Consider the following 24,712-nt stretch of genomic DNA (forward strand, 5'->3'; position numbering starts at 1 on the left):
CGGCATTGTTCATGCGACTTGGCATTGTTAATGCAAAAAATAACATCGAGACGTGTAAAAACGCTCTATAGGCCTAATTTTATCGCTACGTGTGAGTATTTTGCCTACTGAGTTGTGAAATTACTTCAAAAACAAGGAATTTATTATGGACATCATTCGTATACTTTTATCAATTTTACTTCCACCACTAGGCGTATTTTTACAAGTTGGCTTGGGTGCGCATTTTTGGATTAATATCCTACTGACCATCCTTGGTTATTTTCCAGGTGTTATCCACGCAATTTATATCATTGCCAAAAAGTAGGTGATGTCACTTGCTATACTGCGCGAGTAACAATGTAATAAGTGTTGTAAAGCAGTAACGAAACAAACAAAAGCCAGCGTTTTAAGCTGGCTTTTTTCATGCAACACTAAAAGAAAAGAGAAGCGCCTAATGGCGCTTCAGCTATTTTAACTAGGCTGTCAGTTTTTCTTCATCTAGCTCTTGTTTCATTTCTTTTTTATATTCATCGGCTAGCTGAGTTTTCTGACGTTCATTTAGAACACTGCCAGCAACTTGGAAAAACTCCTGCTCTTCATCGGCAAGGTGATGCTCTACTTTTTCCTGTAGATTCTTTAAATGACGTAGCCAGGCCGGTGAACTCATGTCAGTTTCGTCAAGTTTCTCAAGTAGCTCGTCAATTTCATGGTGTTCCGCGATACCGTGACGCGTTAAATCTACCGTCGAATCTTTCTCTAACAGGTGAGTGTAAAAATGGCGCTCTTCTGCAATAGCATGACTTTCAAGCTGTGTTTTTAACTCTTCAAAGTATTCACGACGTGCCGCAGTATTACCGCTGGTCTCAGCTAAGATCTTAAGCAGTAAACGTTGTTTTTCGTGGTCTTGACGAAGTGCTTCAAAAATTTTCATGGGAAGTTCCTTTTGCAAATTTAAAAGTGAATGACACTTCTAGTAATGCGATTTTTATTCCAAGAATCTTATGTATATAACTTTATGAATTTATTTGTTTTATTACTCTTACTGATAAAAAGAAGACCAGTTTTGTTAAAGGAGGAGAGCAAAATTTACACTGAGGTTGCCGATAAATTCACAGCGGCTTTACCGTAAACTTATCGACAATTTTATTATGAAGATGAGGTTATACGCCTTGTGCAACCATGGCATCAGCAAGTCGCCTGAACGCTGCAATGTTAGCGCCCTTCATGTAATTTACGTATTTGGAATCACCACCGTTAGCCTTTCCTTCATCTAGACAACGTTGATGTATACTCTCCATAATAGAATAAAGTTGGTCATCTAACGTACTAGCATCCCGTTGATTGAACATAGCGTTTTGGCTCATTTCTAAGCCAGATAAAGCAACACCGCCAGCGTTTGATGCTTTACCTGGAACATAAACGATTTTAGCGTCTAAAAAGCGTGATTGCGCTTCATTCGTACACGGCATATTCGCTCCTTCTAAAACCATTTGGCAACCATTATCCAGTAATGCTTTTGCGTCATCTTCAAGCAGCTCATTTTGAGTTGCACAGGGCAGGGCAATATCACACTTTAAATGCCAAGGTTTTTTATCAGGTACCCACTTACCCATGTTTTCGTCAGCCATATCTGCAAGAATATTATTACGGTTAGCGTGATTCTCTATTGCCCATTCAAGCGCAGTATCAGTTAACCCATCTTCATTATGTAAAAGCCCTCGGCTATTAGAAAGGGAAATGACCTTTCCGCCTTTTTCTACCGCTTTAAGTGCGCCATGAAGTGCTACATTGCCCGCGCCAGAAACTGCTATAGTTTGGCCTTCTATTTTTGAACCTCGGTGCTGGCAGACGGCTTCTAAAAAGTAGATTAAGCCAAAGCCTGTCGCTTCTGTGCGTACATAACTGCCGCCAAATTCAAGCCCTTTACCTGTTAATACACCTTCAAACTTATTATTTAACCTGCGGTATTCGCCATAGAGATAACCTATTTCACGGGCCCCAACATTAATATCACCGGCTGGAACGTCGGTATTGGCGCCTATGTGTCGCTGTAGTTCACGCATAAATGCTTGGCAAAACAACATGATGTCTCGGTCTGAACGACCTTTAGGGTTAAAGTCTGAACCGCCTTTACCACCACCCATTGGAAGGCCGGTAAGTGCATTCTTGAAACATTGCTCGAACGCTAAAAACTTCAGCACCGATAAGTTAACGGTAGGGTGAAAACGTAGCCCGCCTTTATAAGGGCCCATTGCTGAATTGTGCTGCACACGCCACCCTTGGTTAACTTCAATGTTTCCCTCGCTATTCATCCAAGAGACTGTGAAGTAAATAACTCGCTCTGGCATGGTTATGCGCCTGACTATATCGAATGCTTTGTATTGTTCATTTGCATTGTAAACAGGAACAATGTCTTCAAGTACTTCGTGTACCGCTTGAAGGTACTCTGTTTCATTAGAAAACTTGTCATTAAGGAAGCTAAAAATTTCTTCAAAATTACTTTTCTGAGCCATGTACCAATTAATCCTTATCTTCAAAGTTGGCAAGCACGGTGAGGCTTCTAGGGACGGTTTTTATAATAATTTTATCGCCTTCATAGATTTCACCATCAACTGCATAGGCAGTAGGCTTATCGAATGACAATGTTATTTGTGATGCGCGTTCATGGCGTATGGAGTCTGATTGCTTTTTAGATTCGGCTGGGCTTAAAACGAGTTCCGCTAGCGATGCAAACTGCCTGTCAGAGCTTGGCTGCGGCAATAACCAAGTGAGATCTAGCTTTCCGTCCGTTATATCAGGCTGCTCTGCGCCTTGTGCCAATGCTGTTGTCATAGGTGCAGCGTTGGCGATCACAAAGCTTGGCGTTTCCAATGTCTCTGCGGGTTTGTCATCTTTTGCTACTTCAAATGTCATATTTTCATTGTTAGAAATAGCATTCCACAGCCCTTTTAAATAGGCGAACTGACCTCCCACGTTTTTTTCTTCTCTGTCAGCGGCCGAAATCATTTGTTCTTCAAAACCAACGGCTGCTACTAACAACATGACTTTATCGTTACAAGTTGCGGTATCAATCTTTAACGTGTCACCCTTTATAATGATGTCGCAGGCAGTGCTTATAGGCATAACTTTACTGATATACCCGTGCAGTACTTGGCTAAGTGCATTGGCCGTTCCAAAGGGGATAATGCCCATGGTGATGTCAGTATTAATTAGCGCTGACGCAACTTCGGTTAATGTACCGTCTCCTCCACAGGCAATGACAATATCCGCTTTTTCATCTTTGGCCTGTTGCGCTAGTGCTTTTCCGTCTACTTCCGGTGTGGTTTCTTTTACCGTCACTTTAAACTTTTCATTAAGCCTAGAAAGTACTTCGCCTCGATACTGTTTCCATTTACCGCCACCTGCTACTGGATTAACAATTAACGTTAGTTCTTTTCGTAAAGATAAGAGCCCGCCATCTCTCACTTTTTGTAACGACGCTAATTGGCGTTTATTGAGCCTTGCTGTTTGGCGTATTTGATTAATCTGACATAAGGCATCATCTACACTCAAACTCGGATTCTTTGCCAGAAGATAAGCCGCCACTACTAGCACCGAACGGCCTCGGCCAAGTGCGCAGTGAACAACCACATTTTTGTTATCAGATATCAGCTGATTGAGCCAGTTGATAGCAAGGACAAGTTGCTCAGCGGTGGGGCTTGTATGGTCTAAGACAGGAACGTTTAGGTACTTATAATCTTCCTGATACGCTGTCCAATCTAGACCGTCAAATTCTGCTGTAACATCAAGGATGGCATCGACATTATTTTCGTTAAGTAGGTCTACGTGTTGACTAGACATGCGGCATGCGAGAAAAAGATGGGGTTCGATTTTTTGCAGCGGAGGAACCTTGTCTGTTCTGCGTGCATATTCGTTATACAGCCCTGAGCCCAAAAGAAATGGAACAAAGATCCAACGAATATAGAAGGGGATTGAGCCATCTTCGCGTTTACGAAATAAACTTGGGTAGTTAAGCAAATAGGCACTGCTTACCGCAATAAGCGAAAAGGCTATCCATCCGAATGCAATTTTAAGCAATAGCACGGGTACAGTTACCGTTAGCACTAACGCCAACAATGCTCCGAGTATGTAATACTTCACCATTTTCACGACTAACACATCCTTTGTAATTGGAAAAAGCAAATAGCTTATGCGTTTATACTTACACTTATTTGATTTCGTTTACTTTTGAGATTTTTGATTTGAACTATCACAAGGCGGAAAGCGTATATTTTTGTATAGAAAATAAGAGCGTTCACAATGAATAAAACGGTAGTACTCAAGGTTGTTAATTTCGCGTGGTTTCAATCGATATGGTGGTTAGTAATCCTGTTTCAAAATAGCGCTGTACTACCCGTACTAGGGCTACTTTTGATTTGGATTGTATTCTCCCCAAAACGAATCGAAGACATAAAGCTTATGAGTGTCGTTTTTCTGCTTGGTACTCTAGTTGACGCCTTACTGACGTTAAGTGGTCTATTTATTTTTAATCAGACAGAAGTGTTAGTGAGCTTTTGGCCAATTCCCATATGGCTTAGCCTTCTATGGGCCGCATTTGCGGGGACTGTCTATCACAGTTTAACCGCTTTTAATGGTCGAATGATTATCGCTGCAATTGCGGGGGCTGTCTTTGCGCCTCTCAGTTATATCGCAGGCGCTAAGTTTGGTGCGGTAGAGCTAGGTGCCAGCATGGTGCTCTCTTATATTTTCATCGCTTTGGTGTGGAGCGTAATTTTCCCGCTGTGTTTTTATTTATCCAATCGTTTTGAGGCAAAACAAGCCCAAGCGTAAATGCAAGGAGTGTATTGGCATGACGAAAAACGTATTAGTAACTGGTGGCAATAGAGGTATCGGCCTGGAAATAGTGAAGGGAATGCTGTCGAAAGGTTACAAAGTATTGATGGGATGTCGAGATGAAGAGTCAGGTCTTGAAACCAAAAAGGAAATAGTAGGTGGGGATATACATGTTATTGAACTGCCTCTTGATAATGAAACAGCCATTGTAGACGCGTTTGTGCGTGCAGAAGCCGTGTATGGCCCTATCGATATTCTGATAAATAACGCGGGGATATTAGACGATACCGATTGGAAAGAAGTGAATTCTGAAAGTTTGGCGAAATCTATGCAGGTTAACGTGAGCGCGCCACTAACGCTTATGCAGCAAACCTTACCGCAAATGATTGAACGAGGGTTTGGTCGCATTATTAACGTAAGTTCCAGTTACGGTAGCTTTGCAGAAGGCTTAAAGGGGCCTTTATGCTACGCAGTAACGAAAGCCGCTATTAATGCCCTTACCGTAAAAATGGCTGCCGAGGTCGATAAAGCTGCTGATGGCAAAAAGATTGATGTCACGGTAAACAGCATGACCCCTGGCTGGGTACATACCCGAATGGGCGGCAGCGACGCGCCTAAAACACCGGAAGAAGGTGCAGATACCGCAATTTGGCTTGCAACGCAGGAAGAGGGCGGCCCTCACGGTCAATTCTTAAAAGACAGAAAGCCTATCGAATGGTAGTACTTAGATAAGTGAAAATATAACAAGCGAACATAATCCGGGCCACCATCAATACAATTCAGCAACGGGCTCTTATTGGGGGGGGCGCTTATAAAGGCTGGCTACATAGCGGTGAGCTACGTTTTCACCTTATTCTGTAGCCTAAGCGCCAACAATGGCTAAAGTGAGAATCGCTCTCTTAAAAAGCGAGCGATTCCATCTTCATCGTGATGCCCAATTACAGAAGTGGCGGCATCTTTGATATAAGGTTTTGCGTTTGATGGCGCATAAGCTTCGTCAGCAAGCTTAAACATGCTCAAGTCGTTGTCACTATCACCAAAAACAATAACATTGCTCGCATCTAATTGACCGCGTAATAGCTCTACTGCGCTGCCTTTATTGGCGAGGTTATGGTGAACGTCCATCCAACGATATTCATCGCCCTCAATGGCAGGGCCGGAATAGGCAATCAACTCGTCATGCATGTTTAGTTGCTTGTACATATCATAAACCAGCGCAGCATCGCCAATCATACTGATATTGGTAATGTGAGCATTAGCCGGTAAGGTCTCGATGGAGGCAAGCCGCGCTTTCGTTCGCGAAAAGTATTTGTCGATTAAATCGAATTCCACTTGATGCTTTGGCGCTGAATGATAAATCACGTGCTCGTGGTTAGGGCTATCCATATTAACCGTGTTAATAAAAGGCGTGATATTGTTTTTAACCGCATGCTCAATAATAAGGTTAACTTCACTAGGGGCGAGCAAGTTTTCCAAGGTTAAGGCATTTCCGGTTGGGTCCCATATGGCTACGCCATTATTATAGATATGAGGTAGTACAAAAGATTGACCCTGCAGTACGAACTGTGCTGAATGCATGGTGCGCCCTGTGGCTACCGTAAAGGCAATATCCTTTTCACTTAGTAAGCCCAATGTTTCTCTTGTGAAAGAAGAAATTTCTGAAGACTTATTTAACAAAGTCCCATCTAAATCAAAAAATATCAAATCCATACAATCGGTGCCTAGTCTTTCTTTCAAATTGCTACAAACCAAACGTTAAAGGGCAATATACGCGAAATTCGGTATATTGCCCTGAGATAACTTTTAAGAAAGAGCTTTAAGTAGCAAGCTCAATCAACAGTTTAACAATTTAACACTTTAACACATTCTGCCGTTTAGCATGTTTTCCTGTCATTAATTTCACTACCGAATAGATTCAACCACGTTATCGCTGTGCTGCTTCAACACCTGAGACACCTTTGACGATGATTGAGACTTTCTAAGATTAATAACTAACGCCACTTTGCCATAGCGAACTGCATGCCTTACTGTCTGTATTACTTCATTTCTGTCCGGACGCAAACCGATTAGCCCAGCTACGAATAGCCCAATGAAGAGGCCAGGGCTTATTAATGCAATATAAGTAAACAACGGGTTTTGCTGCGTAAGTGCAGGCCCAAATTGAGTTAATAGAAAAGCGGCAATTAAGCCGGCTACAAGCCCTAGTGAACCAAGAAGAAGGTGTGAAGACCACATACTCTTTCCAATTGATTCGCTGTTTCGCTCTAGCTTTTCACTTAACTTAGCGTCACCTGCTTCAATAATCTCTATCTGTGATGATTCTACTGATGTTTTGTTTTGCACTATCTCTAGTACCTCACGAACTTTCTGCTTTGAACTAAATACGGCAGCCACTTGTAGTTCGTCGTTAGAGACGACATTAGCCCTTAAGTTCTCATGCTCGCTACTTTTAGCGCTTTCTGAATCAACCTTGTTCGAATTTTGAATACTCATATGTAAATCCTCGACTTTTTTCTTGGACTCGCTAATTAAATCCACTTAATTAGTTCAAGAGTTACTCGCCGGTTACAGGTTTCATATAAACCTCGCAAGCAACTGTTTGCAGATGTCTCTTCCAAATGTCTGCAGTTAATTTCTAGTTATAACTAACTATTCAATTTGTATTCCGCTGGAGTATGAGTAGAGCTAATACTTTAGTTCAAATTTTAGGGCGGTATGCTCTAACTGACTGTAAAATAGCGATATTTCCTGTTAGTTACATATGGTTTAGTTAATAAAAGGGTGGGCTGTCGATGACAAATATTAAAAATGACTATGCCTCTATCAGCTTTAAGGGTGAAGATAAGAGTTGATACTGCGATTATTTTACACGGGATGTGAAAAATTGTTACAGCGTAGGTGAAAAGCCCCTGTTGGTAGATAAAGCTCTGGGTAGATAGATAAACTCGGAATAAGGTTTAAAGGCAAGTGATCAATTACCTTATTTCAGCTGTAAATTCTTCTTATAGATAAGCGCTGTAGTACGAGGGGAACTGACCTTTTCCCCAAAAATAACGCAACGGCATGTCAGTATTGAAGCAAAGCCGCCCTTAACGCGTGCTCTTACAGCTATTCAGTTGTTATTGTTTGGGGCAAGTAGGGGAAAGGAGTAACTAAAAATGAAAAGGACTAAAGGTTATTGCAATGTGTATACAGACGATAGCCACCTGACAATAAAGCGTATTCCTTGCGGAAGTAAACGGTTTTACTACCGTTATAGCAGTGGCAAGAAAGTAACGGGCGAACGTGTGATTAAACGTATCAAGAAGCTTGTTATTCCACCAAATTGGCAAAACACTTTTATCAGTCGTGATAGTAAGGCAAGTGTTCAGGCTGTTGGCTTCGATGAGAAAGGGCGCAAACAATACATTTACCATGACAAATGGCACGAACAGCAGCAAGTCGAAAAGTTCGAGCGACTGCTTGCTTTCGGCAAGGCCCTTTCTGAATTTCGAGAACACTGCCTTTCTTTGATTTCGCAACCAACGTGGACGCAAGAACGAGCATGTGCGCTGGTGTGCCTTCTGCTCGATTACACAGGCGCGCGGGTAGGCAATACTCAATATAGCAAAGAAAATGAAACGTACGGGCTAACGACCCTGCGGCGTAAACACGTGCAGTTACAGTGTGAGGATAGCGTTGAACTTGCCTACACAGGAAAGCATGGTAAACCAAGAACCTTGAAGGTTAATGATCCTGAACTTGCCTCGCTGATTTGCGATTGCGCTCAGCAGCAAGGTTATTGTCTTTTCCGCTATCAGGATAAGAGTAAGCACTGGCACGATGTAACCAGTGAAGACGTAAATGCGTTCATTCACAAAGAACTAAGCGAGCAGTTCAGTTGCAAAGACTTTAGGACTTGGGCCTCTAGTCGGTTCGCGTTAACCAACCTTCCTTACGTCTACGACCAAGTTAATAATTCTAGAACCAAAAAATGGGAAAGTACCTTAAGCAAAGTTGTGGCCGCAGAACTTGGAAATACGCCCACAGTATGCCGAAAATATTATATTCATCCGAAGCTATTTGCCGTTAAAAACGATAAAAAAGCGTGTGAGGTGCTTATAGAAAAGGTGCGTTCACTAAATAACGAAGATTGTACGCAACTAACCCAATTATTGCCTGTAGAAAAGCTTCTTTTGGATGTTATTTCAGCTGAGTGTGCGTAACAAAGCATTTTTAATGAAAATGTTTTAGCTGATAGTAAAGTTGTGCTTTTTCTATGCTTTAAACGCCAAGTTAAATTGTTCCATGAATGACTGGTTTTTTGTAAGGTGTTGATTATTAGAGTTAAATATACTTTGTTTTCGACTAAATTGTTGTGAAACATAGTTGGTGTTAATTTGAACATCAATGCTGTTTAAACTAAGTTGTTTAAAAAATAAACTTGAAATTTTTTGTCAAATCCTTATATTGTTAGAGCTCTAATGATTATTGTTCGATTTAATTATTTGCGTCGACATGTGTTGTAGCAAGTGTTCAGAACGGTTAATCATTTACGAGTTTTCGAAGAGCAATAGAGGAAATAACTAACGTTATGCCAATGGAAAGTTACCTATCACTCGCCGTTTATTTTATAGCGATGTTGGGGATAGGGTTGTTTGCTTACCGACAATCTACCAGTGATATTTCTGGTTATATATTAGGAGGGCGACAAGTAAGCCCTCAAGTTACCGCACTGTCCGCGGGTGCATCCGACATGTCAGGTTGGATGTTAATGGGTCTTCCCGGCGCTATGTACTTAACCGGCTTTGACGCGGTATACATCGCGATAGGCTTGGTTGCAGGTGCGTTAGCTAACTATTTACTAGTAGCGCCTAAACTTCGTGTATATACCGAGGTGGCGAACGACTCACTTACTGTGCCTGAATTCTTTGCCAAGCGTTTCAATAAGCCAAATTCAAGCTTACGAATCGTTTCGGCGGTAATCATTGTGCTGTTCTTCACACTTTATACATCTGCAGGGTTAGTCGCAGGCGGTAAGTTGTTTGAAAGTGCATTCTCGGTCGATTACCAACTGGGCTTATTCATCACCCTAGGTGTTGTGGTGTCTTACACCCTGTTGGGCGGGTTCTTAGCTGTTAGCCTTACAGATTTTGTGCAAGGTTGCATTATGTTTGTGGCTTTGGTCTTGGTTCCAATTGTTGCATTTACCGAGTTTGATAGCGTTTCGCAAATGACAAGCGCCGCTTATCAATCTGTACCGAATTTTTCAGAATCGTTAGAGACACTAACGATAGTCGGTTTGCTTTCAAGTTTGGGATGGGGCTTAGGTTATTTCGGTCAGCCGCACATTATCGTGCGATTTATGGCAATTCGCTCTGTTAAAGCTATTGGAACAGCACGAAATATTGGTATATCTTGGATGACAGTGACAATTATTGGTGCATTAGCTACAGGCTTTGTAGGCATTGCTTATGCTAACCAATTTGGCCTTGCAGTCGACGACCCAGAGACTATATTTATTATCTTCTCGCAGTTGCTTTTCCATCCGTTAATTAGTGGATTTTTGATGGCAGCAATTTTAGCGGCCATCATGAGTACAATTTCGTCGCAGTTATTAGTTAGCGCAAGTTCGTTAACAGAAGATATTTACCGTGTAATGGTAAATAAAAAGTCGCCAGAAAAATCGTTAAGTGAAAAGCAAACGGTAACAATTGGGCGATATGGTGTAGCAGGTGTGGCTGTAGTTGCATTGCTGTTAGCCATGGATGCGTCGAATACAATTTTATCTTTAGTAAGTAACGCTTGGGCTGGTTTTGGCGCCGCATTTGGTCCGTTAGTACTGTTTTGTCTGTATAAAAAGGACCTGACAGCGAAAGCGGCAATGGCGGGCATGATAAGTGGTGCGGTAACCGTACTGTTTTGGATTTATGCGCCTGTTTTAGCTGACGGTAAAACGTTAAGCAGCGTTATTTATGAAATTATTCCAGGGTTTGCGGTAAGTACGTTAACGCTATACATGGTAAGTCGCCTTAGCGAAAACCCATCGTCGAACGTACAAGAAACGTTTGTGCAAGCCAGTGAAGAATTAGCGAGTCAACAATCTTAAGGTTAAAAAGTTTATTATGAGTCATCCTAATTGGAAACGCGTAGTCATCAAAGTAGGTAGTGCACTAATATCGCCCAACCAGCAAGGTTGTAGCAGCCACTACTTACTGAGCATCGCGCAATTTATCGTACGTTGTAGAGCTAACGGTACACAAGTGGTGCTTGTGTCTTCGGGTTCTGTCGCGGCGGGTGCGCACCTGTTTCCAGAGCAAGAAAAATCAGATATAGCGGTAAAGAAAGCTATGGCAGCAGCGGGTCAAACCGAGATGATTGCCACATGGGATAGACTGTTTGATTTTCCGTCTGCCCAGATGCTACTTACCCATGCTGACCTACGAGACAGAGAGCGTTACGTAAGTATTCGTGAAACCATATTCAGTTTGTTAGACAACAACATTCTACCTATCGTGAACGAAAACGATACTGTAACTACTGACAAATTGAAGGTTGGTGACAACGATAATTTATCGGCCATGGTGGCGTCGGCGGCTGAAGCTGATGCACTGATCATCTGTTCAGATATTGATGGGTTGTACGACAAGAACCCACATGAACATGACGACGCAAAACTGCTTAAATCGGTTGATACCATCGATCAGAGCGTTTATGACATGGCTGGTGGTGCGGTTAAAGGCGGTGTTGGCACCGGCGGTATGCGCACAAAAATTGAAGCGGCCGAGAAAGCTGTTTCGCATGGTATAGATACATATATTATTAACGGCTTTACTGAGCTGTCGTTTAATATGCTGCTAGCAGGTGAAAACCCAGGCACGCATTTCAAACCTCACGCCAAGCCAATGCAAGAAAATGAGCATTGGATGCGCCATACGTCAAATGCGCAAGGTGAGGTGATAGTAGAAGGAGACTTCGACGACTCTTTACATACCGACGCCGAGCAACTAACGAGTAGCGAAATTGTAGACGTGAAAGGTGAGTTCTCGGTTGGCGATACCATATTGGTACGTAAAGAAGACGGCACTAAATTGGTGAAAGCCAAGTCGAACTACAGTAGCTGTTTATTGAATTTTATTGCGAATCAGGAAAGTGATGAATTTGCCCACGAGTTTGAGGAAAAAACAGGGCCAATTATTTCTGATCAGCACATAGCAAATCTGGAGAAAGAATGAGTATTATTACAGAGTTAGCACAACAGGCGAAAAAAGCTGCACGTACACTGGCAATTCTTAGTGAGAGCCAGAAAAACGCGGTGTTAACTGATATGGCCGCGGCAATTCGCGCAAATAAAAGCAAAATTATTGAAGTGAACGAAAAGGAAGTTGCGCGCGCTAAAGAAAATAATCTAGATGCAGCCATGATAGACCGCTTAATCCTTAACGATGAGCGCATTGAATCAATGGCCGAAGGCATCGAGGTTATCGTTGAGCTTGACGATCCGGTAGGCAAAGAGCGTGTTATTGGTACGCGTCCTAACGGAATTGAAATTAAGAAAATGCGTATACCGCTAGGCGTTGTGTGCATGATTTATGAAGCACGACCTAATGTTACTGCCGACGCGGGCGCGCTGTGTTTCAAATCGGGCAATGCGGTAATTTTACGTGGTGGTAAAGAAGCCCTTGATACAAGTTTAGCCATTGCTGAACTTATGCAAGACGTGCTTGAAAAGCATGACTTGCCTAAAGCGCTAGTTACCGTCGTACCAAACCCAGATCGCGCATTAATGCAAGAGCTGATGGAACAACGCGACTATATTGACGTTATTATTCCACGTGGTGGTGAAGGCCTTATCAACTACGTTACCGATAACGCAAAGGTACCGGTTATCCAGCACTTTAAAGGTGTGTGCCACCTCTATGTAGATAAAGATGCTGATTTAGATAAAGCCATGGCTATACTTTTAAACGGTAAAACTCAACGTACTGGCGTGTGTAATGCGCTTGAAGGTTTGGTTGTACACCAAGCCGTTGCGGTTGACTTTCTACCTAAAGTGGCCGATGCCTTTAAAGAAAAAGGTGTTACGGTTCACGTAAACGAAAAAGGTAGCCAATATTTTGATGGCGCAGACGTAATTGCAGAAGACGCATACGGCGAAGAGTACCTTGGTTTAGAAATCGCAATTCGCGTAGTTGATGACTTCGAAGGTGCGGTAGATCATATTGCGCAGTTCGGTAGTAACCACACCGAAGTCATCGTTACCGAAGATGCCGAGAAAGGTAAGCTTTTCCAACGCGCCGTAGATGCAAGTGTGGTAATGGTGAATGCCTCTTCACGCTTCTCTGACGGCAGTCAGCTAGGTCTTGGCGCAGAAATTGGTATTGCGACAACTAAGCTACATGCTTACGGTCCAATGGGCTTAGAGTCGTTGACTTCAGAGAAATACCTGGTGAACGGTGAAGGCCAAATTCGCGACTAAAAAATAGTTGTTGCAACTGGTCGGCATTGTGCCGCAGGTTTACATGCTTCATAATGAAAAGCGCTGGCATTCGTCGGCGCTTTTTTATTTTTATTCAAAGATTTACCCTCGCCAGTACAGACGGAGCATACATGGAGATTGTGATAGACCCCACGCAGTTATGGAATCAGCTTATTGCGTTTGCCAATGAGTATAAACTGCTGACATCACTACTACTTTTAATTGTATTGCACTTCTCTAAAAAAGGTGTGCTGTTGCTGATAAGGCGCATCAGTTCTCAGCGCGGGGAAGATAGAAGAAACCAAATTAATATTTTAGAGCAGTTAGGTAACGCTTTTATCATTATTGTGTTGATGATGGTGTGGAGCTCTGAAATACAAACACTCGCTATATCCATTGCCGCATTTATGGTTGCCATAGTGCTAGCCACCCGAGAATTTATTCAATGCTTTATGGGCTTCATTTACTACCTTGGCGCAAGGCCATTCAGGGTAGGGGATTGGATCCAAATGAATAATATTATTGGTGAAGTAGTAGAAATGGACTGGGCAAAAACTGCGCTTTTAGAAGTTGACCCAGAAAGCTTTAACTACACGGGTAAACACGTTTACGTACCTAACAGTCAGCTAGTTACCCAAACCGTGCGTAACCTTAACTTTATGCGCCGCTACCGTTTGCACTCGTTTGAAATTGTTAACGAGCCTACAGTAAATGCCTATAGCTTGTTACCTGCTTTCCACGCCCGCGCCCAAGCCCACTGTGAATACTTTCGCGATGTTGCAGAGCGCTATAAAGGCTTAATTGAACGTCATTTAGAGCAAGAGTTTATTCGTATAGACCCAGAAGTTGAGATTAAAACAAACGAACTTGCAAAGGTCGTAGTTAAGGTAAGTCTATTCTGCCCAACCATTGAGGCCCATGAGCTAGAACACAAAATGTGCTCTGACTGGTTAAGCCTATGGTTTAGAGCGCAAAAAGAAGAGCAAGCGATGCTAATGCAACAGCAAAGCGAGAATAACAACGCCAACCTTCAAGCGTCGGCTACAACAGAACAGCAAACAACAACTAGCACTGGGCTGTAAAACTCTATCAACGGGCGACCTGTTTTTTAACTTACTGGTCGCTCACTGCTTTTTCTTGCATTTATCCGTTGTAATTTATTCGTTACACGTCCATTCCCGCTGATGGGAAAAATGCCCTTCCAAAAATGCCATCTGATCTGCCAGTATGCGTCTGTTCATTAAATAAAAACGCTCGTAAACGTTGGGCCTAAACGGCACAGCGAGTAAAGGCATATTCGCTTCTTCAGGAGTTTTAGCGGCTTTAGCATGATTACATCGCTGACAAGCGGTGGCTACATTCGTCCAAATATCTTTTCCGCCGCGAGAGCGGGGAATAATGTGGTCTCGGGTAAGTTGTTTAGGCGTAAACTTATTGCCGCAATACATGCACAAATAGCTATCGCGTCTAAACAAGTAGCGGTTGGTAAGGGCAACTTTGCCAGATAAATCTGTTACCTTGCCGTCGCAAGCGATAATACTTGATAGGGTAAGTTCGCTCTGCAGCCCTTCGTGATTCCAGCCACCTTTAAGGGTTATAGCATCACTGCCTAGCTCGAATAGCACCTTGTCCTGACTGTAAAGCTTTGCGGCTTGTTCAACATCTATCCACTCTTGTGGCATGCCTGCTTTATTAAGTCGAAGTACCAACATGGTTATCTCCTTAGCACACTAATATTGGACGTTCTTGTTATGAATAATCTTTGTCGCCCGTATCTTTATTGCCAGTATATGGTCTACAGCATTACCTACGGGTTATTTCCTTGTTTGCTTTTTGTTCTAGCATACGCTGTTTTGTGTCAGTATGATGAAAATATAGTCAATAATTGAAATTTCACAGATATTTCATATAGTCATGGTGCTATAGCTGATAACGATTTTTCGCAAATTCATTAAATAAATTCCACGCGGGGCTGTATTTGGCAATGGCATTACAGCTACTTCAAAGCTATACTATGCGCCGCGTTTAAAAGCGATAAAATAAAGATTGAAATTAAAGGACAAATAGTGACTCCTATTACTAAATCATTTCAGTATGGACAGCATACTGTAACTCTAGAGACGGGTGTAATTGCTCGTCAGGCGACAGCTGCGGTTCTTGCGAGCATGGACGACACGTCTGTACTGGTAACAGTAGTTGGTAAAAAAGAAGCCAAGCCAGATCAAGACTTCTTCCCTCTAACAGTAAACTACCAAGAAAAAGCATACGCTGCGGGTAAAATCCCAGGTGGTTTCTTCAAGCGTGAAGGTCGTCCATCTGAAGGCGAAACATTGACTGCGCGTCTTATCGACCGCCCAATTCGCCCATTATTCCCAGAAGGCTTCAAAAACGAAGTACAAGTTGTTGTTACTGTAATGTCTGCTAACCCAGATATCCCTACAGACATCATCTCTATGATTGGTACTTCTGCAGCGCTTGCTATCTCAGGTATTCCTTTCAACGGCCCAATCGGTGCGGCTCGTGTTGGTTATAGCAACGGCGAATACATTCTAAATACACGCGCAGAAGAGCAAGCTGACAGCCAGCTTGACCTTGTTGTTGCGGGTACTGAAGGTGCAGTACTTATGGTTGAATCAGAAGCTGACGTGCTTTCTGAAGATACTATGCTAGGTGCGGTAATGTTTGGTCACGAGCAACTTCAAACTGTGGTTAGCGCAGTTAACGAATTTGCTGCTGAAGTTGGCACTGAGAAGTGGGACTGGGCACCAGAAGCAGAAAACACTGCACTTAAAGATAAAGTTAAAGCACTAGCTGAAGCTGAAATGACAGCGGCTTACCAGATTTCTGACAAGTTAGAGCGTAAAGACGCGGTAACTGCAGCAACAGACAAAGCACTAGAAGCTATCCTTGCTGAAGACGAAGAGCAAGATAAGAAAGAAGTACTAGACCTTCTTCACGATCTTGAGTCTGACGTAGTACGTTCACGCATCCTTTCTGGCGCGCCACGTATCGACGGTCGTGAGCCAGCAATGATTCGTGCTCTAGACGTAGCAACAGGCATTCTTCCTCGTACACACGGTTCTGCACTATTTACTCGTGGTGAAACGCAGGCAATTGTTGCTGCTACGCTTGGTACAGAGCGTGACGCACAGATGATTGACGAGCTTCAAGGTAAGCGCGACAGCCGTTTCATGCTTCACTACAACTTCCCTCCATACTGTGTTGGTGAAACCGGTATGATTGGTTCGCCTAAGCGTCGTGAAATTGGTCACGGTCGTCTAGCGAAGCGTGGTATTCAAGCAGTAATGCCAAGTGAAGAAGAATTCCCGTACGTAGTACGTGTGGTTTCTGAAATCACAGAATCTAACGGTTCATCTTCGATGGCGTCTGTATGTGGTACTTCACTAGCGCTTATGGATGCAGGTGTTCCAATTAAAGCGTCTGTTGCGGGTATCGCAATGGGCCTAGTTAAGAGTGACGACAACTTTGTTGTACTTTCAGACATCCTTGGTGACGAAGATCACCTTGGCGACATGGACTTTAAAGTAGCGGGTACTACCGACGGTATTACTGCACTTCAAATGGACATTAAGATTGAAGGTATTACTAAAGAAATCATGCAAATTGCGCTTAAACAAGCAAAAGAAGCACGTTTGCACATTCTTAACGTAATGGACGAAGCAATTGGCGGTCACCGTGAAGAGCTAAGTGAATTTGCTCCACGCATTTACACAATGAAGATTGACCAAGACAAGATTCGTGACGTTATCGGTAAAGGCGGCGCAATGATCCGTCAAATTACTGAAGAGTCTGACACTAACATCGAGATTGAAGATGACGGTACTATCAAAATCTTCGCTACAGAGCGTGCGAAAGCAGACATCGCTATTGGCAAGATTGAGCAAGTAACCGCTGAAATTGAAGTTGGTAAGACTTACAACGGTAAGATTACACGTATTGTAGACTTCGGTGCGTTCGTAGAAGTACTTCCAGGTAAAGAAGGTCTTGTTCACATTTCACAAATTGCTCACGAGCGTGTGAACAAGGTTACTGACTACCTTAAAGAAGGTGAAATGGTTGACGTTAAGGTTATGGAAATCGACCGCCAGAACCGTGTACGTTTAAGCATTAAAGAGCTTCTAGAAAAGCCTGCGCCTAAGTCTGACGACGCAGAGTAATATCAATTAGGGTTTAAACCTAGTTTGTTATGTTTAAGTAAAAAGGGAGCTTGGCTCCCTTTTTTCGTTTTAGGTTTAAAAAGCAATAACGGGTTGGGTTTTGTTCGTTAACCCACACATTCAAACCATTACGAAAAGCGCTTTTTTAGAGGTATAAGATAATGGATAAGCAAACGCAAACTGAAGTAGAAGCAGCAGTATTCCGCCGCTTAGTAGAACACTTAGACGCAAATAAAGACGTTCAGAACATCGACCTGATGATTTTGGCGGATTTCTGCCGTAACTGCTTAGCTAAATGGTATTCGGCGGCTGCAAGCGAGCAGGGCGCTGAAATCAACTACGAAGCCGCACGTGAAGTGGTATACAAAATGCCGTACTCAGAGTGGAAAGAGAAGCACCAGCTTCCTGCTACTGATGAGCAGTTAGAGAAATTGGCTGCTAGGCAGGGGAAGTAGTTTTTAGTTAAGACGACATTTATTTTTGTGTTTTGAAAGCCGGCTAATGCTGGCTTTTTTGGTTTTTTGGTTGGGGGAATGCAATATTAGCTTTTGTGTGCTGATTTAGTAACTTTAATATCTGAGCTAGAAACGACTCTGAGGTTTTTCTTTATTTTTCTGTTGGTTGTGGGTTATTGTATTCGTAGATACAAGGACAGTTTCCCGAAAGTTGTGTGGATTAGCATGACGGTTTGGAGTGAGTAAGCTGTTAGATGATCATCAACAAAGGAGTGTACATTGGCAAATCCTAGGGTTTTTATTAGTTCAACATATTATGACTTAAAACATGTTCGAGCCTCAATGGATATATTTATTGAGTCTTTAGGCTACGAAACTGTATTGTCAGAAAAAGGAAATATTGCATACGCTCCAGATATGGCGCTAGATGAGTCCTGTTATAAAGAAATATTGAACACCGATATATTTGTATTAATTGTTGGTGGAAGATACGGTTCAGAAACTAGCGAAGGTGACACAAAAAAAAACAAAGAGTTCTTTGATAGATATGAGAGTGTTACAAAAAAGGAATTTGAAGAGGCTAATAAGCGTGACGTGCCTACCTACATCTTAATTGAAAGTAGCGTTTATTCTGAGTATCAAACATATTTGCGCAATAAAAAAAATGAAAATATTTCATATGCTCATGTTGACTCCGTGAACATATTTAAGTTTATTGAAAAAATACTTTCTCTACCTAGGAATAATGCTACCAAAACTTTTGAAAAATTTTCTGATATTGAAAGTTGGCTTAGAGAGCAGTGGGCAGGCCTTTTTCGTGAGCTTTTACAACGAATGTCAGAGCAAAAGAAATTCAACGAATTATCTCACCAAGTAGATGGGTTAAAAGAAATAAACACCACACTCAAAACTTACCTTGAGTCGGTTATGCAAGTTGTTTCACCTGATAAATCTAGTGAAATAATACAAGCGGAACATAAAAGGTTAGGAGATCTAGAGCGAGTAGAACAAGTAAAGTCCAGTGACTTGGGACGCTTCCTTAATGATGAGTACAAACTTCCTGTTGAAACTATTATTGATGAAATAGTAGCAGCCAAATCAGGGATTGGCTTTGCAAAATCTATAGCAAAGTACCCAAAAATAGGAAGTAGTTCACGTGACATAGTTAAGATTTTTGAAGAACACATTGAAGCAACGGATGATTTGAATCAACTTAGGCAGCTATTTGGCTTGAGTTCATTGCGAAGACCGCCTAAGAAATCATCTAACAAGCGTATCAAGAAGGACTAAAAAAACAGTTGGCTGTTTTAGTACTAAACAAAACAGGCATGTTTATGTACCCAGCTAATGCTGGCTTTTTTTGTTTTTAGCTTGCGTGAAATACACCAAATTTATCTTAACGTCGGTTTGGTGTTTTCTATAAATGAGCGAAAAACGACATTACTGTTTTTTCTCTATTTCTCTGGTGGTTATGGGGTATTGAAGTTTCAAGTACAAGGAGGGGTTCTCGAAAGTTGTGTGGATTAGCATGGCGGTTTGGGGATGAGCAAGCTGTTAAATTCTAAGGGAATCGTACATTGTCTAACTATAAAGATATGGAAACAGAGAAAGGCATGCTTCTATGGAGGGATTGCTTTGAAAAGCATATTCAGCTACTAACTTCATATGAAATAACAGTGAGAGAATGTCAGAATGAAAGGGCAGTCAAGCTCTATCCTATTTTTGCTTCGATAATTGAAGATTCAATATCACTAGATATTTTAGCAAAAAATTCTCGAGTGAATCAGTGCTACATAATTTCAAGAGCGCTACTAGAGAGAGTAATAAATTTCTGTTACCTCCTTTATTCTCCCGAAGAAGAGTACGAATCATTCGTTGCTTATACAAAAAACAAGGTTGCTCGCAGTCTTTCTAGAAAAATCGAAATTGGAGGCCAGAAAAAAATAAGTCTTGAGTTTTCCGGTGGACAATACGAACTTCCGAAAGATTACAGGGATGCCGTAGAGAGATTTACTAGCGAAAAAGGCAGAGAAATCCCAAGATGGACAAAATTGAACATAGAAAAAAGAGCAGATTTTTTGGACCTGAAGGCTGGTAGGAACTTATTATTACACGTTTTAATGATATACGGTGATGCGTCAGAAGCATTGCATGGGACGCTTTATGGGGCGCTTTTCCATCTTGGTACATTTAGTTCAGGAAACATACCAAGCGATCAAGAATCACTTGGTAAACATAGAAACAATACTTTGTCATTTTTGTATTTTATGGGGAGTGCAGCAATCGGAGTTCTACTGTTTTGTCTTAAAGAGAACGGAGTAGAATTATCAGAGGCTTATATTAAGGCAGATTCAGTCTTCAAAAATGCGGCAGAGAAATCTGGACTTGCACATGAAGCACGTGAAACTAGAGTATAAATTTAACAAGTTGCCGCACAATCGCCTTTCGGGCTGGACCTCCCTGACGATCGGCCTGTGGGCAAGGCGCTAGGTTTAAAGGCAAGTATCGTGGAATTATCAAAATATAAAATAGAATGGTCGTTACTAGCTTTTGGGCTGTTATGTATTTCAATATCTATATATTTCGATTTATGCTCTATTAACTTAACTACGTGGTTTGCACGTTCAGGCGCTATAGTTGTGCTAGTCGCAGCAATAGTTGAGTTTAGACTTGCATCTTATTCTTATGAAGATATCTATAATGCAGCCATCCAAACTGCAAGAAAAAAAGCGACTATGCCATCAGTTTCGGATAATTCAATAGTAAACGGTTTAGTTCAATCAAACCTAACAAAGAAACCAGAAGCGCCTCGTTCAAGAAAAATCCTTAGTGTTGTTTCTCATATCTTCGTCATTCTTGGCACTGCAGTATGGGGCTATGGTGATTTATTGGTTTCGTAAACCTAACAAGTGCACCAACAGGACGCAAAATCGTCGACTAACCAATACAGGCATGTTTGTGTGCAAAGTCATACATTTTGTGCCAGTCTATTCTCTATTTTAAATAGGTAATTGCAAAGACAACACACTTAACAAGACAGGCATGTTTATTTTTGCGGCTGCAAGCGAGCAGGTCGCTGATATCGACTACGAAGCCGCACGTGAAGTGGTATATAAAATGCCGTATTCAGAGTGGAAAGAGAAGCACCAGCTTCCCGCCACTACTAAACAAGACAGGCATCTTAGTACGCCTTTATTTTGCCGTAAAAGCGCGGTGATATGAATAATACTAAACAAGACATGCACCATAGCGTATGCAAGTTTACATTAGTCAATTGTCTTATATTTAAAAACAAGGAGGTTCGGTATGAGAATAAAGTGTCGTGACTGTGGTTTTTCAGAAGAAGTCAATTTAGATCTTTTTGTGAAAATCCTGGGTGGTGCAACAGCTGGATTTGGATTTTGGGCATGGACTAGCTTTCTTTTTGCCGGAACAGGCTTCGCTATGGCTATTTGCATAGCAATTATTACTGGCGGCGCAGCCATGCTCGCGTACAAAGATGAAATAATCGATTGGGTCGCCAATGAAGGCTATGAGTGCGAGAGTTGTGGAAGTAAAAGTTGGGAAGCCATATCTCCAGACAAAGAAAAAGAAATTAATGAACATGAAAAGTATCAGCGTAAGGTTAGTGCATCTTTCGAGCTTCAACAAAGAATCGAGACTGCCGAAGCATTATTACGTTCTGACGGGGTTGAATTTGAAAAAACTGAAAACAGCTGGCTTGTTTTGGAGTCGTCTGGTGAGTTAAAAGAAATAATTGGTATCAACCGGTTAGAACATTATATATCTTCATTATGAAATAACTTGGACTAGATAAGACAGGCATCTTTCGTCGTAAAGTATAAAATTTTGTGCCTGTTTTATTTCTTTAAACCAAACGCAATGTATAACCTAAATAGGACTTTAAATCTCACGGAGGAGCCAAATGAAGTATTTTTATAGTATAGTTTTTTTATTAATCGTAAGTAGTCCCTCATGTGCCAGCGAAGAGTTCTCCGATTTGCGCGCTGAGTTACTTGAAATGATGAAGCTGGACCAAGATACATTGCATGGTAAAACACAATTTAGCTTTGAAGAACTCAACGCAGAGCAATCGAAAAGACTCCAAGAGATAGTTGAGAAATTTGGCTGGCCAACAATAGAGATGGTAGGTAAAGATGCTTCTCAAGCGGCGTGGATTATCGTGCAACATGCAGATCACGATACTCAGTTTCAAAATAATATGTTGTCGATGATGCGTCCTTTGGCCATAAGCAAAGAGATTGACCCGGGTAACTACGTATACCTATATGACAGAACCCACACGCCTCAACTCTATGGGACACAAGGTAAATGTGAGGGAAGTACCTTTAAACCTTTTCCAATTAAAGAAATAGAGCAAATAAATGCGCGAAGGGGCGAGATGGGGATGTCATCGGTGCAAGAGTATTGGGATATGGCCTCAGAAAGAATGTGTGGCACAAGTAAGCGTTAAAAGTGCAAATCACGACATTAAAGCAGACATAAAACTAAGACAAGCATCTTTACGAAGAATACTAACAATCGCCAGCGACAAAACTCCATGGGCTCGTTTGGCTTTGCCCCTTTTTAAACAATATATGTCGTTAGACATTTAGGAATTAGTCACTATGGAACAGTCAGATGTTAAAAAGTATCAAGCTGCTAGGGAAGGTCTAGTAGTTTTGAAGCGATCATCACTTGCAATGCTTTTAATCAGTGTTCTTTTACCGTTTTCTCATGCTCTTGGTTTTTCGCAGTATTTGATTTATATGTTTCCTGGGCTCGCTGTATTCGTTTTCGTAAATATTTGGGTTGGATATAAGGGCGTTTCATACAAAGATCTCTTAAGCATTATTGAGCGACAAATATCTGAAGACCCTAAAGCAATTCAAAGGTTGTCACAGCGCGACACATAAGAAGCCTAATCGACTCAAACTGTGCCACTAGAAATTCCTGTACTCATTGCCTATACAGCCGTTCTCAGCAACAAACTCGTTGTACGCAGCTATGGCAGCTTTGTTTTCTTTTTTCCACCTTTCTTCTTCAAGACTTTTCAACTTGTCTTTAAGTGCCTGCTCTAAGGTCGCAGATAGGTTGACTTTTAAGTCTCTAGCTTTGTGCAATAAGTCGCTGTTTAAGCTTAAATTAGTCGCTTTTTTTGGGCATGGATGTCATATATATCTTGCATGCTATCTCTCCAATTGTCCTTAGATATCAAGTATATGCATTGCGATAAGTTAAACCTTAATAAGTCAGATATCTCTGTATACAGATGTATATATTTTGTGCCCGACTTGCTCTCTATTAAACTGCAAAGCTAACCGACTGATCACTAAAGACATCATGTTACAAATTGGTTAAAGCTTTTAGCTTAAAAGTTGACTAAACTAAATTAAGTAAGACAGGCATCTTTATTTTAGGCATTTAAAAGGAGAGTTTAAATGAATGGTGTTTATCGAATTCTTATCGCTCTTGTTCTTCTAGTCGCAGCTATCGCATCTTACAGTATGGGTATTCAGTCAGGTGTGTTTCTATTCATCATTTTGGGGCTTGTTTTAGAAGGGGCATTTTGGTTTGGCTTGTTTTCAACCAAAAGGCGTAATGAGGCTTAGCGATATGTACAAGCATTTTAATAGCTGTAATCAACAACTGGGGGCCTTATGCCTTACGTGAACGTACAGATTACTAAAGGTGCAAGTCGCGAGCAGAAGGCTGAAATAGTGAAAGATATCACCGGCTCATTAGAACGAGTTTTAGGTAAAAAGCCGGAATATACGCACGTTGTAATTCAGGAAATTGAAGAAGAGGACTGGGGCTTCGCAGGCAAACTTACAGACGACTGGAAAAAGAGCGAATCCTAAAGTTGCTAATGCTTGTAGCTAAATTCACGTCTAAAGCCTCTAAGAAACGGGACTTTCTTTAGTAATATATCTGTTTTTTAAAATATATTTAGTAAGTGTTGTAATTGCATCTTAATTACCTTATTAATTCTAGCTCTAGAACTTACACCCAAAACTCAAATTAAACGGACTTAAAATGACATCAGAAGACTTAGACAAGATTTTACAAGTTATGGAACAGTGTCAGCCACAGGGAATAGGCATAATTACTCTAGCTGAAAAGGCAGAAATCGAAATACACGAGCTTAGAAAGTGTTTGCCAAAGCACAAAGATTATTTCGTTTTCCTTCCCAATGAACAAAAATACGCTATCAACAATTTTGGACCGTTCAAAGGCTCCAGAACCAACATGCTTGCTAACTACAAAAACGAATTGAAGAAACAAGAAGTAGAATGGTACTGGGTGTACTTTTTATTTTTTGCAGGCTGTTTTTCTTGCGCAATGGCGGTGCTTTCGAATGCTACATAGTACATCAATCAAAAAACTCGTTTCGTTCGCTAGAATATTTATAAACAGACCAGCTTCGCAATTATGCCTTATATAACTACTTACGATATTTCAAAATAACTCTCTAGGAAAAATGTTCCATTATGAATGTAGAGATAGTAAAAGCTGATTATAAAAATAAACAACACGCTCAGGATATCCCGTTTCTTCTAAACGAATACGCATGTGATCCTATGGGGGGAGGGGTGCCGCTAGCAGAATCAACTATGAAAAACCTTACTGCTAAGCTTTCTAATATTCCGCACGCTTTTAGTGTTTTAGTATACGTTGATGATGTCCACTTCCCCTAAACTGAGACAGACATAATTGGAGTTTTCTGCAATGATTAACGCAGGAGACGACTATGAAAAAATCACGCTATACAGAATCTCAGATCATTGGGGTGTTAAAGGAAGTTGATG

At 41.5% G+C, this 24,712-nt stretch carries 28 protein-coding genes; 21 read left to right on the forward strand and 7 right to left on the reverse strand.

The annotated features are described in order from the left end of the window. Positions 1-145 precede the first annotated feature (145 nt). Positions 146-304: a YqaE/Pmp3 family membrane protein gene (locus tag IW644_RS04345; RefSeq protein ID WP_015067141.1), complete on the forward strand. Its 159-nt coding sequence runs from the start codon at positions 146-148 to the stop codon at positions 302-304. 150 nt (positions 305-454) lie between these two features. Here the strand turns inward: IW644_RS04345 and IW644_RS04350 are convergent, their stop codons facing one another. The 3 genes from IW644_RS04350 to IW644_RS04360 form a co-directional block, all read right to left on the reverse strand. After that, positions 455-910 carry a hemerythrin domain-containing protein gene (locus IW644_RS04350; RefSeq protein ID WP_269916539.1) on the reverse strand — a complete coding sequence of 152 codons (456 nt, stop codon included), beginning with the start codon at positions 908-910 and terminating at the stop codon, positions 455-457. A gap of 229 nt (positions 911-1,139) precedes the next feature. Then, positions 1,140-2,492 (reverse strand): NADP-specific glutamate dehydrogenase, encoded by a 1,353-nt coding sequence (gene gdhA, locus IW644_RS04355; RefSeq protein ID WP_269916540.1) that lies wholly within the window; start codon positions 2,490-2,492, stop codon positions 1,140-1,142. Positions 2,493-2,499: 7 nt separating this feature from the next. Continuing rightward, positions 2,500-4,128: a diacylglycerol kinase family protein gene (locus IW644_RS04360; protein ID WP_269916541.1), complete on the reverse strand. Its 1,629-nt coding sequence runs from the start codon at positions 4,126-4,128 to the stop codon at positions 2,500-2,502. 150 nt (positions 4,129-4,278) lie between these two features. Between IW644_RS04360 and IW644_RS04365 the strand changes: the two genes are divergently transcribed. Continuing rightward, entirely contained in the window at positions 4,279-4,809 is a 531-nt protein-coding gene (locus tag IW644_RS04365) for a DUF2878 domain-containing protein (protein WP_269916542.1), read from the forward strand. A 19-nt stretch (positions 4,810-4,828) separates the two neighbouring features. Further along, entirely contained in the window at positions 4,829-5,533 is a 705-nt protein-coding gene (locus IW644_RS04370; RefSeq protein ID WP_269916543.1) for an SDR family NAD(P)-dependent oxidoreductase, read from the forward strand. A 158-nt stretch (positions 5,534-5,691) separates the two neighbouring features. Here IW644_RS04370 and IW644_RS04375 read toward each other — a convergent pair whose 3' ends face one another. Both IW644_RS04375 and IW644_RS04380 read right to left on the reverse strand, forming a co-directional pair. Continuing rightward, entirely contained in the window at positions 5,692-6,522 is an 831-nt protein-coding gene (locus IW644_RS04375) for an HAD family hydrolase (RefSeq protein WP_269916544.1), read from the reverse strand. Positions 6,523-6,714: 192 nt separating this feature from the next. Further along, on the reverse strand, positions 6,715-7,305 hold the full coding sequence (locus tag IW644_RS04380; protein WP_179983340.1) for a hypothetical protein: 591 nt from the start codon (positions 7,303-7,305) through the stop codon (positions 6,715-6,717). Positions 7,306-7,970: 665 nt separating this feature from the next. Between IW644_RS04380 and IW644_RS04385 the strand changes: the two genes are divergently transcribed. From IW644_RS04385 to IW644_RS04405, 5 genes are all read left to right on the forward strand, one after another. Next, on the forward strand, positions 7,971-9,017 hold the full coding sequence (locus IW644_RS04385; RefSeq protein WP_269916545.1) for a DNA topoisomerase IB: 1,047 nt from the start codon (positions 7,971-7,973) through the stop codon (positions 9,015-9,017). Between the two features lie 368 nt (positions 9,018-9,385). Next, entirely contained in the window at positions 9,386-10,900 is a 1,515-nt protein-coding gene (putP, locus tag IW644_RS04390) for a sodium/proline symporter PutP (RefSeq protein WP_269916546.1), read from the forward strand. A 16-nt stretch (positions 10,901-10,916) separates the two neighbouring features. Then, a complete protein-coding gene (proB, locus tag IW644_RS04395) occupies positions 10,917-12,026 on the forward strand; it encodes a glutamate 5-kinase (RefSeq protein ID WP_269916547.1) in 1,110 nt (369 codons plus the stop codon). Beyond that, on the forward strand, positions 12,023-13,270 hold the full coding sequence (locus IW644_RS04400; protein ID WP_269916548.1) for a glutamate-5-semialdehyde dehydrogenase: 1,248 nt from the start codon (positions 12,023-12,025) through the stop codon (positions 13,268-13,270). Before proB ends, IW644_RS04400 begins: the two co-directional genes overlap by 4 nt. Positions 13,271-13,401: 131 nt before the next feature. Beyond that, the gene (locus tag IW644_RS04405; protein WP_179983345.1) at positions 13,402-14,352 is read left to right on the forward strand and encodes a mechanosensitive ion channel family protein; all 951 of its coding nucleotides are present in this window, start codon (positions 13,402-13,404) and stop codon (positions 14,350-14,352) included. 75 nt (positions 14,353-14,427) lie between these two features. Here IW644_RS04405 and IW644_RS04410 read toward each other — a convergent pair whose 3' ends face one another. After that, complete coding sequence (locus IW644_RS04410; RefSeq protein WP_269916549.1) at positions 14,428-14,982, reverse strand: HNH endonuclease; 555 nt, start codon at positions 14,980-14,982, stop codon at positions 14,428-14,430. A gap of 354 nt (positions 14,983-15,336) precedes the next feature. On the opposite strand from IW644_RS04410, the gene pnp reads away from it, so the two are divergent. The 9 genes from pnp to IW644_RS04455 all read left to right on the forward strand — a co-directional run bounded on the left by pnp (position 15,337) and on the right by IW644_RS04455 (position 22,819). After that, a complete protein-coding gene (pnp, locus tag IW644_RS04415; RefSeq protein WP_269916550.1) occupies positions 15,337-17,448 on the forward strand; it encodes a polyribonucleotide nucleotidyltransferase in 2,112 nt (703 codons plus the stop codon). Positions 17,449-17,609: 161 nt separating this feature from the next. Beyond that, complete coding sequence (locus IW644_RS04420) at positions 17,610-17,903, forward strand: DUF1244 domain-containing protein (RefSeq protein ID WP_269916551.1); 294 nt, start codon at positions 17,610-17,612, stop codon at positions 17,901-17,903. Between the two features lie 279 nt (positions 17,904-18,182). Then, a complete protein-coding gene (locus IW644_RS04425) occupies positions 18,183-19,193 on the forward strand; it encodes a DUF4062 domain-containing protein (RefSeq protein ID WP_269916552.1) in 1,011 nt (336 codons plus the stop codon). Between the two features lie 287 nt (positions 19,194-19,480). Beyond that, positions 19,481-20,320 (forward strand): DUF5677 domain-containing protein, encoded by an 840-nt coding sequence (locus IW644_RS04430; protein ID WP_269916553.1) that lies wholly within the window; start codon positions 19,481-19,483, stop codon positions 20,318-20,320. Between the two features lie 90 nt (positions 20,321-20,410). Next, entirely contained in the window at positions 20,411-20,803 is a 393-nt protein-coding gene (locus IW644_RS04435; protein ID WP_269916554.1) for a hypothetical protein, read from the forward strand. Between the two features lie 142 nt (positions 20,804-20,945). After that, entirely contained in the window at positions 20,946-21,125 is a 180-nt protein-coding gene (locus tag IW644_RS04440; RefSeq protein ID WP_442864418.1) for a DUF1244 domain-containing protein, read from the forward strand. An 84-nt stretch (positions 21,126-21,209) separates the two neighbouring features. After that, positions 21,210-21,701, forward strand: a complete 492-nt coding sequence (locus tag IW644_RS04445) for a hypothetical protein (protein WP_269916555.1) — start codon at positions 21,210-21,212, stop codon at positions 21,699-21,701. A gap of 127 nt (positions 21,702-21,828) precedes the next feature. Then, the gene (locus tag IW644_RS04450) at positions 21,829-22,377 is read left to right on the forward strand and encodes a DUF6624 domain-containing protein (RefSeq protein WP_269916556.1); all 549 of its coding nucleotides are present in this window, start codon (positions 21,829-21,831) and stop codon (positions 22,375-22,377) included. Between the two features lie 154 nt (positions 22,378-22,531). After that, on the forward strand, positions 22,532-22,819 hold the full coding sequence (locus IW644_RS04455) for a hypothetical protein (protein ID WP_269916557.1): 288 nt from the start codon (positions 22,532-22,534) through the stop codon (positions 22,817-22,819). Positions 22,820-22,846: 27 nt separating this feature from the next. Here the strand turns inward: IW644_RS04455 and IW644_RS04460 are convergent, their stop codons facing one another. Beyond that, the gene (locus tag IW644_RS04460; protein WP_442864419.1) at positions 22,847-23,026 is read right to left on the reverse strand and encodes a type II toxin-antitoxin system CcdA family antitoxin; all 180 of its coding nucleotides are present in this window, start codon (positions 23,024-23,026) and stop codon (positions 22,847-22,849) included. Positions 23,027-23,344: 318 nt separating this feature from the next. Here IW644_RS04460 and IW644_RS04465 point away from each other — a divergent pair, with 318 nt between their 5' ends. The 4 genes from IW644_RS04465 (at position 23,345) to IW644_RS04480 (ending at position 24,601) form a co-directional block, all read left to right on the forward strand. After that, positions 23,345-23,515 (forward strand): hypothetical protein, encoded by a 171-nt coding sequence (locus IW644_RS04465; RefSeq protein WP_179983355.1) that lies wholly within the window; start codon positions 23,345-23,347, stop codon positions 23,513-23,515. Between the two features lie 48 nt (positions 23,516-23,563). Next, on the forward strand, positions 23,564-23,764 hold the full coding sequence (locus IW644_RS04470; protein ID WP_179983356.1) for a tautomerase family protein: 201 nt from the start codon (positions 23,564-23,566) through the stop codon (positions 23,762-23,764). A gap of 175 nt (positions 23,765-23,939) precedes the next feature. Continuing rightward, the gene (locus IW644_RS04475) at positions 23,940-24,272 is read left to right on the forward strand and encodes a hypothetical protein (protein WP_269916558.1); all 333 of its coding nucleotides are present in this window, start codon (positions 23,940-23,942) and stop codon (positions 24,270-24,272) included. A 122-nt stretch (positions 24,273-24,394) separates the two neighbouring features. Beyond that, positions 24,395-24,601: a hypothetical protein gene (locus IW644_RS04480; RefSeq protein WP_269916559.1), complete on the forward strand. Its 207-nt coding sequence runs from the start codon at positions 24,395-24,397 to the stop codon at positions 24,599-24,601. Positions 24,602-24,712 lie beyond the last annotated feature (111 nt).

This window comes from Alteromonas sp. PRIM-21, from assembly GCF_027563165.1.
Taxonomy (GTDB): domain Bacteria; phylum Pseudomonadota; class Gammaproteobacteria; order Enterobacterales; family Alteromonadaceae; genus Alteromonas; species Alteromonas macleodii_A.